Annotated in this window: 14 protein-coding genes; 11 read left to right on the plus strand and 3 right to left on the minus strand. The window is 47.3% G+C overall.

Features of this window, described 5'->3' with window-relative positions; all coding sequences use genetic code 11:
- Positions 1-128: 128 nt before the first annotated feature.
- The 3 genes from KI350_RS16995 to KI350_RS17005 all read left to right on the plus strand — a co-directional run bounded on the left by KI350_RS16995 (position 129) and on the right by KI350_RS17005 (position 3,572).
- Entirely contained in the window at positions 129-863 is a 735-nt protein-coding gene (locus KI350_RS16995; RefSeq protein ID WP_020450814.1) for an MBL fold metallo-hydrolase, read from the plus strand.
- An 18-nt stretch (positions 864-881) separates the two neighbouring features.
- Positions 882-1,871 (plus strand): lipoate--protein ligase, encoded by a 990-nt coding sequence (gene lplA, locus KI350_RS17000; RefSeq protein WP_003180306.1) that lies wholly within the window; start codon positions 882-884, stop codon positions 1,869-1,871.
- Positions 1,872-2,030: 159 nt separating this feature from the next.
- Complete coding sequence (locus KI350_RS17005; RefSeq protein ID WP_059231183.1) at positions 2,031-3,572, plus strand: fatty acid--CoA ligase family protein; 1,542 nt, start codon at positions 2,031-2,033, stop codon at positions 3,570-3,572.
- Here KI350_RS17005 and KI350_RS17010 read toward each other — a convergent pair.
- The gene (locus tag KI350_RS17010) at positions 3,543-3,989 is read right to left on the minus strand and encodes a YhfM domain-containing protein (protein WP_020450817.1); all 447 of its coding nucleotides are present in this window, start codon (positions 3,987-3,989) and stop codon (positions 3,543-3,545) included. The two genes, KI350_RS17005 and KI350_RS17010, sit on opposite strands and share 30 nt — an antisense overlap.
- A gap of 127 nt (positions 3,990-4,116) precedes the next feature.
- Between KI350_RS17010 and KI350_RS17015 the strand changes: the two genes are divergently transcribed.
- The 4 genes from KI350_RS17015 (at position 4,117) to KI350_RS17030 (ending at position 7,028) form a co-directional block, all read left to right on the plus strand.
- A complete protein-coding gene (locus KI350_RS17015) occupies positions 4,117-4,668 on the plus strand; it encodes a helix-turn-helix domain-containing protein (protein WP_003180313.1) in 552 nt (183 codons plus the stop codon).
- A 12-nt stretch (positions 4,669-4,680) separates the two neighbouring features.
- Complete coding sequence (locus KI350_RS17020) at positions 4,681-5,397, plus strand: AzlC family ABC transporter permease (protein ID WP_003180314.1); 717 nt, start codon at positions 4,681-4,683, stop codon at positions 5,395-5,397.
- Entirely contained in the window at positions 5,390-5,701 is a 312-nt protein-coding gene (locus KI350_RS17025) for an AzlD domain-containing protein (RefSeq protein WP_009328928.1), read from the plus strand. Before KI350_RS17020 ends, KI350_RS17025 begins: the two co-directional genes overlap by 8 nt.
- A gap of 70 nt (positions 5,702-5,771) precedes the next feature.
- Positions 5,772-7,028: a M48 family metallopeptidase gene (locus KI350_RS17030; protein ID WP_009328927.1), complete on the plus strand. Its 1,257-nt coding sequence runs from the start codon at positions 5,772-5,774 to the stop codon at positions 7,026-7,028.
- Between the two features lie 57 nt (positions 7,029-7,085).
- Here the strand turns inward: KI350_RS17030 and KI350_RS17035 are convergent, their stop codons facing one another.
- Positions 7,086-8,222 carry a S8 family peptidase gene (locus tag KI350_RS17035; protein WP_023856571.1) on the minus strand — a complete coding sequence of 379 codons (1,137 nt, stop codon included), beginning with the start codon at positions 8,220-8,222 and terminating at the stop codon, positions 7,086-7,088.
- 384 nt (positions 8,223-8,606) lie between these two features.
- On the opposite strand from KI350_RS17035, the gene KI350_RS17040 reads away from it, so the two are divergent.
- The 4 genes from KI350_RS17040 to KI350_RS17055 all read left to right on the plus strand — a co-directional run bounded on the left by KI350_RS17040 (position 8,607) and on the right by KI350_RS17055 (position 12,990).
- A complete protein-coding gene (locus KI350_RS17040; protein WP_065643370.1) occupies positions 8,607-9,536 on the plus strand; it encodes a DMT family transporter in 930 nt (309 codons plus the stop codon).
- Positions 9,537-9,645: 109 nt separating this feature from the next.
- Entirely contained in the window at positions 9,646-10,623 is a 978-nt protein-coding gene (locus tag KI350_RS17045; protein ID WP_065643333.1) for an ABC transporter substrate-binding protein, read from the plus strand.
- A gap of 346 nt (positions 10,624-10,969) precedes the next feature.
- Positions 10,970-11,968 carry a FecCD family ABC transporter permease gene (locus KI350_RS17050; RefSeq protein ID WP_065643334.1) on the plus strand — a complete coding sequence of 333 codons (999 nt, stop codon included), beginning with the start codon at positions 10,970-10,972 and terminating at the stop codon, positions 11,966-11,968.
- On the plus strand, positions 11,965-12,990 hold the full coding sequence (locus tag KI350_RS17055) for a FecCD family ABC transporter permease (protein WP_065643335.1): 1,026 nt from the start codon (positions 11,965-11,967) through the stop codon (positions 12,988-12,990). The genes KI350_RS17050 and KI350_RS17055 overlap by 4 nt, the downstream gene beginning before the upstream one ends.
- Positions 12,991-13,021: 31 nt before the next feature.
- On the opposite strand, the gene KI350_RS17060 is transcribed toward KI350_RS17055, so the two are convergent.
- Positions 13,022-13,594 carry a histidine phosphatase family protein gene (locus KI350_RS17060; protein WP_065643336.1) on the minus strand — a complete coding sequence of 191 codons (573 nt, stop codon included), beginning with the start codon at positions 13,592-13,594 and terminating at the stop codon, positions 13,022-13,024.
- Between the last annotated feature and the right edge of the window lie 35 nt (positions 13,595-13,629).

Here is a 13,629-nt window from a genome sequence, read left to right on the forward strand (position 1 = left end):
TCATTGTATTATAACAGTATCCAGGAAATCAATGTCTGTTTTATGACAAAATATAAAACATGCAATTTTTAAGAAAAATGGGTATATTGAATAGGGGGACGATAGACACAAAAAAGAGGTGTGTATATATGAAGATGACAGTCATAGGCTGCTGCGGAGGATTTCCGGCTGCAAATGAAGCGACTTCAGGCTATCTCTTTCAATCCGGGGATTATTCCGTTTTAATCGACTGCGGCAGTGCCGTTTTATCGAAGCTTCAGCTGTTTCTGCCCGTTGAGGAGCTTGATGCCGTTATATTATCCCATTATCATCACGACCATATTGCGGATGTCGGCCCTTTGCAATTTGCCAAACTGGTCGGCTCATTCCTCGGCAAGGGAGCGAATGCCCTTCCGATATATGGACATCCTTTTGATGAAGAGCAGTTTTCAAAGCTTACATATAAAACGCATACCGCTGGATTGGCCTATGATCCGAAAGAGTCTTTGGCAATCGGACCGTTTACGTTCACGTTTTTAAAGACGGTTCATCCTGTTGACTGCTTTGCTATGAGGGTGACGGACGGTGTTCATTCTGTCGTTTATACAGCCGATTCGAGCTTTCAGGAAGCTTTCATCCCGTTCAGCGCAGGAGCCGATCTATTGATCTCGGAGTGCAATTTTTATGCGGATCAGGATGGGAGAAGCGCCGGTCATATGAACAGCCTCGAAGCGGGACGCATCGCTGCAGAAGCGGGTGCGGGACATCTGCTCTTGACACACCTCCCGCATTTCGGGGAACATCAAAAACTAGCAGAAGAGGCCAAAACCGTTTATAAAGGCGCGGTTGATCTGGCGCACACCGGTTATGTGTGGGGAGAATAGAAGGAGGAACTGACAAACATGCTGTTTATCGATAATCAAAATATTACAGATCCGAGGATCAACTTGGCGATTGAGGAGTACTGCTTAAAGCACCTCGATCCTGAAGAGACGTATCTGCTGTTTTATATCAACCAGCCGTCGATCATCATCGGCAAAAACCAAAATACGATTGAGGAAATCAACACAAAGTATGTGGATGAAAACGGGATCATTGTCGTTCGCAGGCTGTCAGGCGGCGGAGCTGTCTACCACGACCTCGGGAACTTGAACTTCAGCTTTATTACGAAAGACGACGGCAACAGCTTCCATAACTTTAAGAAGTTTACGGAGCCCGTTGTGGCCGCTTTAAAGCGGCTTGGCGTCGATGCGGAGCTGAGCGGCCGAAACGACTTGATGGCAAACGGCCGGAAAATTTCGGGAAACGCCCAGTTCTCAACGAAAGGGAGAATGTTCAGCCATGGCACGCTGTTGTTCGATTCTGAGATAGAACATGTCGTATCGGCTTTAAAAGTAAAAAAAGATAAAATCGAATCAAAAGGCATCAAATCGATCAGGAGCCGGGTAGCCAATATCAGCGAATTTCTCGATCAGAAGATGACGACAGTGGAATTCCGAAGCATGCTTCTCCGCTATATTTTTGATACCGAAGGGGAAATACCGGAGTATAAGCTGACTGAAAAAGACTGGAAAATCATCAATCAAATTTCAAAGGAACGCTATCAAAACTGGGATTGGAACTATGGGAAGTCTCCGAAATTCAATCTTCAGCATTCAAAACGATTTCAAGCGGGATCGGTCGACATCCGCCTGGAAGTGCAAAAAGGCGTGATCCGCGAGTGCAAAATATTCGGTGACTTTTTCGGAGTCGGCGATGTCAGCGATATTGAAGAGAAGCTGACAGGCGTACAGTATGAAAGAAAAGCGATTGAAGAAGCCCTTCAAGGCGTCGACATCAAGCATTACTTCGGCAATATTCAAAAAGAAGAATTTTTGGATCTTGTCTACTAAAAGAGAGGCTGCGGTTTCCGCGGCCCCTTTTTAACTTGAGAGGAATGGAAGATATTTCCCAACAGCCCTTGAGTGTTTTCTGTTCATTTACTATAATGGGAATAGATTTTGATTATCACAAAATGAATGGTCATTCATTCATTTTTAAGGGGTGGGAGAATGAATTTAGTTTCAAAATTAGGGGAAACAGCTCAATCAAAGCCTGACAGAACCGCTTATATTTTTGGGGAACAGACGGAAACATACGGGGGATTACAGCAGAAAATTGACTGCTTTGCAGAAGGTCTGCGCGAAATCGGGGTGGAAAAGGGAGATCATGTTGCTTTGCTTCTCGGCAATACCCCGCATTTTGTGATTGCGTTTTACGGTGTGCTGAAGGCCGGAGCCGTTGTCATACCGATCAATCCGGCCTATACGCCGACTGAGATCGGCTATATGCTGACAAATGGCGACGCAAAAGTGATCGTGGCTCTGGGACAGCTGCTTCCGCTTTACGAAAAGGTGCATGAATCCCTTCCGAAAGTCAGCTGCGTCGTACTTTGCGAAACGGGAGAGCCGCTTCGCGAACCGGAAAGCACTGAGGTTAAGATGAAATTGAAATCGTTTACAAACATTATGAAACCTCCTGTCCGGCCGTTTCCTGAAATCGACGCCGAAGATACGGCCGCCATCCTTTATACGTCAGGAACTACGGGAAGACCAAAAGGGGCGATGCTCACACATCAAAATCTATTTTCGAATGCAAATGATACAGCCCGCTATCTAACAATGAATGAATCTGACCTTGTCGTCGCCGCCCTGCCGATGTTCCACGTTTTTTGTTTAACGGTCTGCATGAATGCGCCGCTCATGAACGGCGCAGCGATTTTGATCGTGCCGAAATTCAGTCCCGCCGAGGTTTTCAAGCTGATTAAAAAGCATCAGGCGACGATCTTCTCAGGCGTGCCGACAATGTACAATTACCTGTACCAGTATGAAGGGGCGGATGAAACCGGTTTTCGATCCATCAGGATTTGCATCTCAGGCGGAGCGGCCATGCCTGTCGCTCTCCTGAAAAGCTTTGAAGAAAGATTCGGCGTTCTCGTTTTAGAAGGCTACGGTTTGTCGGAGGCTTCTCCTGTTACATGCTTTAACCCGTTCAGCACCGGCCGCAAGCCAGGATCGATCGGCACGAACATTCTCAATGTGAAAAACAAAGTCGTCAATGAAATCGGGGAAGAGCTGCCTGCCGGTCAAGTCGGGGAGTTGATCGTTAAAGGGCCGAATGTTATGAAAGGGTACTACAACATGCCGGAAGAAACGGCCCATACGATTAAAGACGGATGGCTGTATACAGGTGATTTGGCAAAACGGGATGAAGACGGTTATTTTTATATCGTCGACAGAAAAAAAGACATGATTATCGTCGGCGGCTATAATGTCTATCCGAGGGAGATCGAAGAAGTGCTCTACCTTCATCCGGAAATCGCAGAAGCGGTGGTGATCGGAGTGCCCGACCCGAATACGGGAGAAGCCGTCCAGTGCTATGTCGTTCCGAAGAATAAAACGCTGACAGAGGATGATGTCTTGTCGCATTGCAAAAAGCATCTTGCCAAATACAAGCGCCCGGCGGCGATCGTCTTCATGGATGAAATACCGAAAAATTCGACCGGCAAAATTTTAAGGCGCGCTTTAAAAGACATTTTGACAAATCAATCTTGACACGTTAAAAGGGACGCCTGCCGCGTCCCTTTTCTGCAGTTCTCTGAGAAGAGCGTCTTTTTCCTTTTGTCGGAGAACAAAATATGTGCCCTCCTCTTCTTTCAGGATGACGGCTTCATCTTTCTTCAGCCAGACGGTGAAGTGAACGCGATGTGTGTCGGTCATGCTGATGTATCCGTGATACGCCGGAGAAGGCAGGCTATGCGCCGACTTTTCTTTCATTCTTTTCCCTTTGTTAAATGTATCAAGCAGAACGCCTATGTTGTGCCTATCTTTGATGCTGACCGTTTTTTCGCTGTCATCTGCCTGCTTCAAGATGATTTCTTCGGCATTTCTTGAGTCGAAAGGCTCCGCCATCAAGTGGAATACATAAAAGACAGTGATAGATAAAATACCGAAAAAAAGTATGATCCCCATTATTTTTTTCAGAATGATCACCTCAGGCTATTTATTTTCTCCGTTTAATGGCTTTTCATCCTAAAAAATTATGCTATAATGTTCAATAAATTATACAAATGTTCAATTTATTGAGAGGAGGCAGAAGATGAATTCGATTGAAAAACAAGTCGCAGAAAACATAAAGAGGCTGCGAAAAGTCCGCAATTACAGTCTTGATCAATTGTCATCGATGACTGGCGTCAGCAAAGGCATGCTCGCGCAAATTGAAAAAGGCTCTTCAAGTCCGACGATCACAACTTTGTGGAAGATCGCAAACGGGCTGCAAGTATCATTTACTTCCTTGGCAGAAAAGCCCGCGGGGGAGCCGACGGTCGTCAGAAAGCATGAGAAAACGCCCGTTTTGGCCGGAGAAGAAAAATACGCGGCATTTCCGCATTTTCCCTTCGACCAGAAAAAGAAGTTTGAAATCTTTTATATTGAACTTGCGCCTGGCTGTGTACACGAATCAGAGCCTCACCACGGAGGGATTGAAGAGTATGTGCTCGTCTCTAGAGGAGCGATCGCGGTGACGGCGTGTGATTACACCTGCAGCCTGAACGAAGGCGATGCGATGCATTTCACCGCAAACACCGTGCATACGTACGAAAACAACACGGAACAAACGGCATCATGTTATACACTCATTTATTATCCGTAAAGAGGTGTCAAGATGGAAAAGCACGATTCACTCAATTTTCTAGACGGGCTTCGTTCAGGGGTTTCCCTTGCCGTCGGCTACATTCCGGTCGCTTTGACATTCGGGCTTTTGGCGAAAACAACGGGGCTGTCGCTTTTTGAAACGTTTTTGATGAGCGCCCTTGTTTTCGGAGGAGCGTCCCAGTATATGTCTTTAAGCATGCTCGCCGTTCAGACGGGAATCATCGAAATCGTTATGACGACGTTCATTGTGAATATCAGACATTTTTTATTTTCGGCGACTTTGAATCAATTGGTAGAAAAAGATTCGCCTTGGAAAAAAGCGTTTTACTCATTTTTCGCGGTGACAGATGAATCGTTTGCCGTCGCTGCTCTAAGAAAGGAAAAGCTGACGACCGGGTATATGATCGGCCTCGGTTCGATCGGATATGTAAGCTGGGTTTTTTGGAGTGCGGCCGGGCATTTTGCAGGGGCCGCCATGCCGGCTGTTCTCCAGGAAAGCATGAGCATCGCCCTTTATGCCATGTTTATCGGATTGTTGGTGCCGCCTTTGAAAAAACAGCGAAAAGTCCTGCTGCTGGCGGGGGCGGCTGCGTTATTCAATACGGTTTTCCAAATGAACGGAATATTGTCGGCAGGATGGTCGATCGTCTGCGCTACGCTTTTATCCGCCGTCCTGATTGAATGGCTGTACCAATTTAGAACAGAGGGGAAGAGAAACTATGTTTAGCCCGATCATCTGGATGATTATCGGCATGGCTGCCGTTACATATGTGCCGCGGATGGTGCCGCTCATTGCTTTTGAAAGCCTGAAGCTTCCCGGATTTTTGGAGCGCGTGCTGAAAAATGTGCCGTACGCCGTCTTAGGGGCTCTCATTTTTCCGGGAGTTTTTTTGGTGCAAAGCGGTATGCTCTACGGACTTGCCGGCGCTCTTATCGCATTTTTATTTTCCTATTTTGGAGCAAGCGTCATAGTCGTCGTGATGGGGACGATTTTGACGCTCGCAGGCGCCGGCCTCTTGCTCTCATTGTAAGGCTTGGTTCTAACTTTCGCATGAAAAGCTTACAATAGAAGTAACTGCTATGTGAGAGGAAGTGATTCCCATGCGGAAATGGATCGCGGGAGCCGGTCTCCTGTATGTGCTGTACGGCCTTTTTTTCTATTGGTATCTCTTTATGGCCGGTGAACCCTCCGTTCCTGAGGCGCTGAAAGGGACAAGCGCAGACCCGGCGGCATTTATGAACGAAAGAGAACTCATGCTGACGGAAGAGTACTCGAAAATAAAGGACTTTCTGTTTTTTATCCGGATTCCGTTTGAATGGTTTTTATTTTTTATATTGTTGATTGCCGGTTTATCCAGGAAAATGAAAAATTGGGCGGAGCAGACCTCGAAGAGGAGAAGCATTCAAATCACGGCATATGTTTTTGCTTTGTTTCTGATCGTCACGATCGTTTCTTTGCCGCTTGACTGGATCAGCTATCAATATTCGCTTGACTACGGCATATCAACCCAGACAACCGCGAGCTGGATCAAAGACCAGGTGATCGACTTCTGGATCAGTTTTCCGATAACGGCTGCGGCGGTGATCGTCTTTTACTATTTGATCAAAAAGCATGAAAAACGCTGGTGGTTTTATGCCTGGTGTCTGACGGTTCCGGTTACGCTGTTTTTATTTTTTCTCCAGCCGGTTGTCATTGATCCTTTATACAATGACTTTTATCCGCTGAAAAATAAAGAGCTTGAACAAAGCATTCTGAAGCTGGCCGATCAGGCGGATATTCCTGCGAATCACGTCTATGAAGTGAACATGTCTGAAAAAACGAATGCGTTAAATGCATATGTAACAGGAATCGGCGCCAATAAAAGGATTGTGCTCTGGGATACCACGCTGAACAAGCTGGATGAGCCGGAAATTTTATTCATCATGGCGCACGAAATGGGACATTATGTGATGAAGCATGTTTACATAGGACTTGGCGGGTATCTGCTTTTATCCCTTGCTGTCTTTTATGTGATCGACAAGCTGTACAAGCGGATCATCGGCCGCTATGGAAGAAGCCTTCATATTGCAGGAAAATCCGATCTAGCCGCACTTCCGCTTCTTCTGATGCTGATGGGGGTCATCTCTTTCGCGTCGTCTCCATTTACGAACGCAGTTTCGAGGCATCAGGAAAAAGCTGCTGACCAGTATGCGATTGAACTGACGCAAAACAGCGATGCAGCGGTTTCGACGTTTCAAGAACTCTCAAAAGCCGGGCTGAGCGAGGCAAACCCGCCGTTTCTCGTCAAGATTTTTAAATACGGCCATCCGACGATCATGGAACGGATTCAAAATATTGAACAACCTTCATCAGAATGAAGAAAAAGCTAGTGCTAAAAACACTAGCTTTTTCTATATGCTATTTGTTAGAATATGTTATTGAGCGGCAGCTTCGACATTGATCAGACCTTTCCCATAGTAGAAGGAGCTTCCCAAATAAGTCGCCGTGCTGGAGAGACGGTTGCGGACTTGTGAAGCTGAAAGGTTCGGATGTTTTGACAAGATCAAAGCTGCTGCTCCCGCTACATGAGGAGAAGCCATTGACGTTCCGTTCAATGTTGCATAAGTGTTCGTTGGGTAAGTGCTGTATACGCCTGCGCCAGGAGCCATGACTTCAAGCTCTGCTCCCACACTGGAAAATGAAGCTCTGTTGCTGTTAGAGTCTACCGCACCAACAGCGATGACAGAATCGTATTTCGCAGGATAGCCAATTGTATTCGTGTTTCCTGAAGATCCGCTGTTCCCTGCTGCAGCTACAACGACAACCCCTCTTGCATATGCATTGTCGACTGCCTGTTTCATCGCTGTCGAGCCTGATGCTCCCCCAAGGCTCATATTGATAACATCCATGCCGTTTGTTGTCGCCCACTCGATTCCGCTTACAATGCCGCTGTATGATCCGCTTCCGCTTGAATTCAGTACTTTAACCGCGTACAAGGATACGCTTGGCGCAACGCCTAATACACCCGTTGTATTGTCAAGCGCAGCTACTGTACCGGCAACATGCGTGCCGTGTCCGTTGCCGTCGGTGTTATAAGCTTCGCCAGCCACAAAGCTTGCTCCGCCGACTACGTTCAAGTCCGGATGAGAAGCTTGGATTCCTGTATCCAGGACGGCTACTTTTACATTCGCTCCCTTAAAGCCTTGAGCCTGCACTTTGTCCGCTTTAATGAGAGGAATGCCGTAAGGAACGGTTTGCGCCAAGGCATGGGCCACATGATCCTCTTCCACATAAGCGACATCCGGATCATTTTTGACTTCCTTAAGCGCTTCTTTGTCTAGCTTCGCTTTTGCCGCGTTGATGATTCTAAACTGCTTGTCCACTTTTCCGCCGCTCTCTTTGATGATGTCCTTTTTGACAGATGCGGTTTTCACTCCTGACTTAAATCCGACAATATAATCCTTTTCAACATTTTTCGCCGGTTGAGCAGCAGAAGCGGAATCGCTGAATGCCATCGTGAACACGAGCATGAAGGCCGTCAGCATCCCAAGCCAAAAACTCTTTTTCCTCATCATTACTCACTCTCCTCCTCTTTATTCAGAATAATTTAAATAGAAGGATAATATAATCTATTCCAATTATTCTGTTAATTTATTATAGAAAAAAAATGAATTATATGGTAGGCCTATTTTTTTGGAGGACCAATTTAAAATTTTTTGGTTATTAATAACTGTTTTAGAAAAATGTTCAGTTCGAAAGTATGAATAGACCGCTTCAGCCTGGCAGGGAAAGAGGTCCCGAGGGCCGCGAATGACAGGAGATTGCTCCATCTGATTCATTTTATGAAAATACTATTCATTTATTTTAAGAGATCATTTTTTGCCGAAGGAGGTTGCGGCCTTGTCGATCATCTATTAAAATATGCAATATATCGCATACAGAAACGGGTGAAAGATATGAAATCAGCTCATGTGAAAGGTGTATTGATGGTGCTTGCAGGGGCTTCATTGTGGGGATTATCGGGAAGCGCTGCACAGTACATATTTGAAAGGGGAGCGGTTGAAGCCGGCTCGCTTGTCTCTGTCAGGCTTCTGGCATCGGGAGTCATTCTCTTGTTATATGTTTCAATGAAAAACGGTTTTCAACATGTGTGTCAGATATGGAAGAAAAAAACAGATATTTGTTCGGTTTTAGTATTTTCCATTTTTGGAATGCTTGCTGTTCAATATACGTTTTTTGCTTCAATCGAAAAGGGTAATGCCGCGGCTGCTGCAATTCTTCAATACTTGGCGCCTTTTTTCGTATTGTTTTACCTATATGTTAAAAAAGAACTTCCGCCTAAGGGGAAAGATGCCGTACTTACTTTATTGGCGCTTTTCGGCGTGTTTCTTCTTTTGACAGGCGGAAGGCCGGACAGTTTGTATATTCCGGCCGAGGCCGCCGTTTGGGGCATTTTGTCCGGTGGAGCGCTTGCTTTCTATACGGTTTTTGCAGGAGGATTAATTCAATCGTTCGGTGCTTTGACGGTTACGGGATGGGGTATGCTCGTCGGAGGGGCCGGAATTTCTTTTTTGTTTCCGCCGTTTCGGTTTGACCTTTCGCACATTGGGGCAGGGGAGGCGGCAGCCATTCTGTTTGTTGTATTGTGCGGCACAGCTTTGGCGTTTGCCCTATACATCGGCAGCCTTTCTTATCTTTCCGCAAAAGAAACGAGCTGCCTGAGCTGCGCCGAACCGCTAGCGGCTGTTTTGTCGTCGGCGGTCTGGCTGGGTGTGCCGTTCAATGCCTTTCAAGGTGCCGGTACGGTAATGGTGATCATCACGGTCATCATTCTTTCCCTCAGCAGAGAAAGCAAAGCGGGGGATTCCGTGAATGAACGGGTGTAGAAAGGAGAAGGAGGCTCCTTTCTTTTTTTATAATGATAATGATTATCGTTGTCATTGGTATGAAGTGTTGCTATAATAATTTCGTCTACTACCAGAAAAGGAGATACATATGAAGCACAAGTATTTTGCTATTTTATTCCTATTGATGATATCAGTGTTGACAGCCTGCTCGGGGGGAAGCGAAAGTACAAAAACCTTCAGTCAGGATTCCGTGACAGTTAAGCACGACTTAGGAGAAACGAAAGTAAAGAACAATCCGAAAAAAGTTGTTGTTCTTGAATTGGGTTTTATTGATGCGCTCCTTGATGCGGGCATTAAGCCTGTCGGGATTGCGGACGACGGCAAACCTAAGTTTATTAACGAGAAGGTCAGAGAAAAAATCGAAGGGTATACTTCAGTCGGTTCGCGCGCCCAGCCAAGTTTTGAAAAAATTGCTTCTTTAAAGCCCGATTTAATAATTGCCGATTCGAGCAGGCACAGCGGTGTCTATGATAAACTGGCGAAAATTGCGCCGACAATCGCGCTGAAAAACTTGAATGCAGATTATCAGGACACGCTTGACGCGTCTCTTACGATTGCGAAAGCCGTCGGCAAAGAAAGCGCAATGGAGAAAAAGTTGGCTGAACATAAACAAAAGCTGAATGAATTGAAACAGAAATTCGGGAGCCGGAAACAGAGCATTCTTCTGCTCGGAAACACAAATGAAGCAATCACTGTGCGCGACGAAAACTTTTTCACGTCTCAGCTTCTGACGAAAATCGGCTATACATACGGTGTCAGAGACAGCAGCAAAGGCGATGGCGAAAACGGTGAATCCGTCAATATTAAAATGACGCTTGAGCAGCTGCTTGAGAAAGACCCCGACACCATTGTCCTGATGACGGGAGAAAAAGATAAAGTCGATGAAGACGGGAAAAGACCGATCGAAAAAGACCCTCTTTGGAAAAAGCTCAGCGCTGTCAAAAACGGCAAGGTTTATGAAGCCGACAGATTCGCCTGGTCGCTCCGCCGCAGTATTGACGGAGCAGATGCGCTGATAGATGAAATCGGTCAGCATCTTCTGTCTGAGGATCAAAAGAAATCTTAAGAGCCTGCCGGCTTGCTGGACGGGATGACGCATGCTTTTTACAAAAGCATGCGTCAGCGTGTCGACAAACCCTCGCATTCGTTGTCAGGTCTGCGCGTCGGTGCTCACGAATAAGAGGAAGGATCGGCGGCTAACCGCCCAGGCGTCCTGCCTGAACGCCGTCGTCATCACATCCTGTGAAAGTCAGCTTCCGATGCTCGGCCTTCCTAGACTGCAAGGGTTGAGGGTCACGCTGAAAGGATGACAAAATCCCAAAACTAAGAGCCATTTTGGGATTTTGTCAACAATCTGACGCATGCTTTTTACAAAAGCATGCGCTTGTTTTTTTCTAAAGGAGTGACCTGTTTTGATATATATGAAACGTTTTGCACCGCTCATTTTTGTTTTTCTTTTGCTCGCGGGTTTTGCGCTTTCTGTTTCAATCGGTTCGTCAACGATTGCGCTGCCCGACATTTGGGCAGCTGTGTTTATGTACGACGGTTCAAAATTGCACGCGATTATTCAGTCCATCCGAATTCCGCGCGCCTTGGCCGCCGCATTCATCGGCGCGAATCTAGGGGCCGCGGGCGCACTGATGCAGGCGGTGACAAGAAATGCGCTCGCATCTCCGAGCATCTTCGGAATCAATGCAGGGGCCTCTCTTGCTGTCGTATGTTTGACGGTGATGTTTCCTGCGCTTGCCGCTCCCCAGACAGCGATGGGAGCCGCTTTTGCCGGCGGTGCCGCGGCCGCGCTGGTCGTGTACGCGGTTGCCTCAGTTTTCAGCGAACACGACAGGGATATCAGCTTTGCCTTGATCGGTGTCGTCATTCAGGCGATCATTGCTTCGATGACGCAAATGCTGCTTATTTTTCATGAAGAGTCGACGGAAACGCTGTTGTTTTGGCTTTCCGGTTCTTTAGCGGGGAGTTCGTGGGATAAGCTTCATTTGTTGATTCCGGTAAGCATTGCGGGTTTGTTGGCGGCTTTGGCCTTAGGGAGGGCGGCTTCCGTTATGAGTCTCGGAGATGATGTGTCACATGGGCTGGGACAAAATGTATGGCTCAGCAGATTGTTCATCGCTTTCACTGTTGTCGCGCTGGCAGGAGCATCGGTGTCCGCTGCCGGACCGATTGGTTTCATCGGTTTGATGGTTCCTCATATGATCCGGTATCTGATGGGGGCTGACTATCGGTTCGTGATTCCGTATTCGGCATTGCTTGGAGCCGTTCTTTTGCTGTTTGCTGATATTCTGTCCCGCTTTGTCTATTTTCCGTACCAAACGCCGGTCGGAGTTGTCACGGCAATGATCGGGACGCCGTTTTTCATCTATTTGGCGAGAAGACGGAAAAAGGGGGCGGCATGATGAACAATGCGGAAAGAAAAATGAAAAGACGGCGCGGGCAATCGGCGCTTGTCCTCTCTGCGTTATGCGCCTGTTTGTTGATGCTCATTGTACTCAATTTGGCGATCGGCGATGAAAACATCGGACTGTGGGACGTAATGAAATCACTGGCAGGGCAAGGGGATGCGGGAGTCCGCTTCTTGGTGATGGAATTTCGAATGCCGCGCATCCTTCTCGCTGTGCTTGCCGGAGGGGCGCTTTCAATCGCGGGTGTAGTCGCACAATCGCTGATGAAAAATCCGCTGGCCGCACCCGACACGCTTGGAATTACAGGAGGAGCGGGATTGGGCGCTGTGATCGTTACGGTCTTGTTTTCACAGCAAAGTCCGCTTCTGCTGACAGGCGCCGCCTTTTCAGGAAGCGTTTTGGCTGCTGCTCTCGTCTATTTATTGGCTTATCGAAACGGGATTTCTCCTGTGCGGCTGGCGCTTGTCGGGATCGCGGTCAATGCTTTCTGCCATTCGGGTATTCAGCTATTCATCTCAACGGGGAGCCCGAATGTCAACAACGCATTAATTTGGCTGAACGGAAGTCTGTGGGGGAGAGGCTGGGATGATGTACTGTCTCTTTTCATATGGTGCGGTCTGGTGATTCCTCCGATATGGTTTGCGGCAAAACCGCTCGATATCATCAAATCAGGGGACGGGATTGCCGTCGGCCTCGGCCTCCGGCTTGAAAGAACGCGGTTTCTGCTGCTTGCCGGCGCGGTTCTGCTGACAGCTGCGGCAGTGACCGCCGTAGGAACAATCGGTTTTATCGGGCTGATGGCGCCCCATATCGCAAGAAAGCTGGCAGGGGCTGAAACGAGGATCTTGATTCCCGTTTCCGCTCTCGTCGGCGGCATCGTTCTTTTGATAGCCGATGCCGCCGGAAGAGGCCTTGTTCCGCCGCTTGAAATACCGGCCGGATTGATCGCAGCCATTATCGGCGGTCCGTATTTTATCTATTTGCTGCGTCGCGAAGCGAGGCGGGGGAGAGCATAAAAAAAGACGGCATGGTTGATGCCGTCTTTTTTTAATCTGACAAATGGTGTGAAAGATTGTAATCCTTCACATGCCATTTATTTTCATGGAATTTGATGTTGCTTAGGCAGGCATTGACGAGCTTCGTATTTTCCAGGTTGATGTCGCCGTTTGAGATTTTTGACAGAAGAGTGTGTATCGCGGCTCCGTGTGCGACGATCAGCACTTTTTTGTCCGGATACCGCTCGCTGACCTTTTGAACGCCGGCCATCAGCCGTTCGGCAAGCGCTTCTTTTGATTCCTGATTCGGATATTCTTTATCGGGATAGAGCCTCGTTCTTTCTTCGAATGGCATCCCTTCTGCGTCTCCGTAATTCCTTTCGATGAAATCTTCCATTTCGATGATTTCAAGTCCCAGGTATTGATTGATGATTTCAGCGGTTTCTTTCGCTCTTCTTAAAGGGCTTGTAATGATGACGTCCCAGTCGGACCCTTTCAAAAACGCCCCGGTTTCTTTTGCTTGTTTTTGACCGGTTTCATTTAAAGGAATATCGGTTCTTCCCTGCAGTTTTCCTAAAGCATTCCAGTCCGTCTCGCCGTGCCGGATCAAACAAATCGCAGTCATTCTGAAAAATCTCCTTTCGATGTCGGCTTTCGCGT

Origin of the sequence: Bacillus sp. J41TS8 (assembly GCF_018333035.1) — a bacterium.
Taxonomy (GTDB): domain Bacteria; phylum Bacillota; class Bacilli; order Bacillales; family Bacillaceae; genus Bacillus; species Bacillus paralicheniformis.

What these genes read in the sequence shown, in the direction of transcription:
- KI350_RS16995 (WP_020450814.1), top strand. Translation starts at nt 129, where the DNA reads ATGAAGATGACAGTCATAGGCTGCTGCGGAGGATTTCCGGCTGCAAAT.
- lplA (WP_003180306.1), top strand. Translation starts at nt 882, where the DNA reads ATGCTGTTTATCGATAATCAAAATATTACAGATCCGAGGATCAACTTG.
- KI350_RS17005 (WP_059231183.1), top strand. Translation starts at nt 2,031, where the DNA reads ATGAATTTAGTTTCAAAATTAGGGGAAACAGCTCAATCAAAGCCTGAC.
- KI350_RS17010 (WP_020450817.1), bottom strand. Translation starts at nt 3,989, where the DNA reads ATGGGGATCATACTTTTTTTCGGTATTTTATCTATCACTGTCTTTTAT.
- KI350_RS17015 (WP_003180313.1), top strand. Translation starts at nt 4,117, where the DNA reads ATGAATTCGATTGAAAAACAAGTCGCAGAAAACATAAAGAGGCTGCGA.
- KI350_RS17020 (WP_003180314.1), top strand. Translation starts at nt 4,681, where the DNA reads ATGGAAAAGCACGATTCACTCAATTTTCTAGACGGGCTTCGTTCAGGG.
- KI350_RS17025 (WP_009328928.1), top strand. Translation starts at nt 5,390, where the DNA reads ATGTTTAGCCCGATCATCTGGATGATTATCGGCATGGCTGCCGTTACA.
- KI350_RS17030 (WP_009328927.1), top strand. Translation starts at nt 5,772, where the DNA reads ATGCGGAAATGGATCGCGGGAGCCGGTCTCCTGTATGTGCTGTACGGC.
- KI350_RS17035 (WP_023856571.1), bottom strand. Translation starts at nt 8,222, where the DNA reads ATGAGGAAAAAGAGTTTTTGGCTTGGGATGCTGACGGCCTTCATGCTC.
- KI350_RS17040 (WP_065643370.1), top strand. Translation starts at nt 8,607, where the DNA reads ATGAAATCAGCTCATGTGAAAGGTGTATTGATGGTGCTTGCAGGGGCT.
- KI350_RS17045 (WP_065643333.1), top strand. Translation starts at nt 9,646, where the DNA reads ATGAAGCACAAGTATTTTGCTATTTTATTCCTATTGATGATATCAGTG.
- KI350_RS17055 (WP_065643335.1), top strand. Translation starts at nt 11,965, where the DNA reads ATGATGAACAATGCGGAAAGAAAAATGAAAAGACGGCGCGGGCAATCG.
- KI350_RS17060 (WP_065643336.1), bottom strand. Translation starts at nt 13,594, where the DNA reads ATGACTGCGATTTGTTTGATCCGGCACGGCGAGACGGACTGGAATGCT.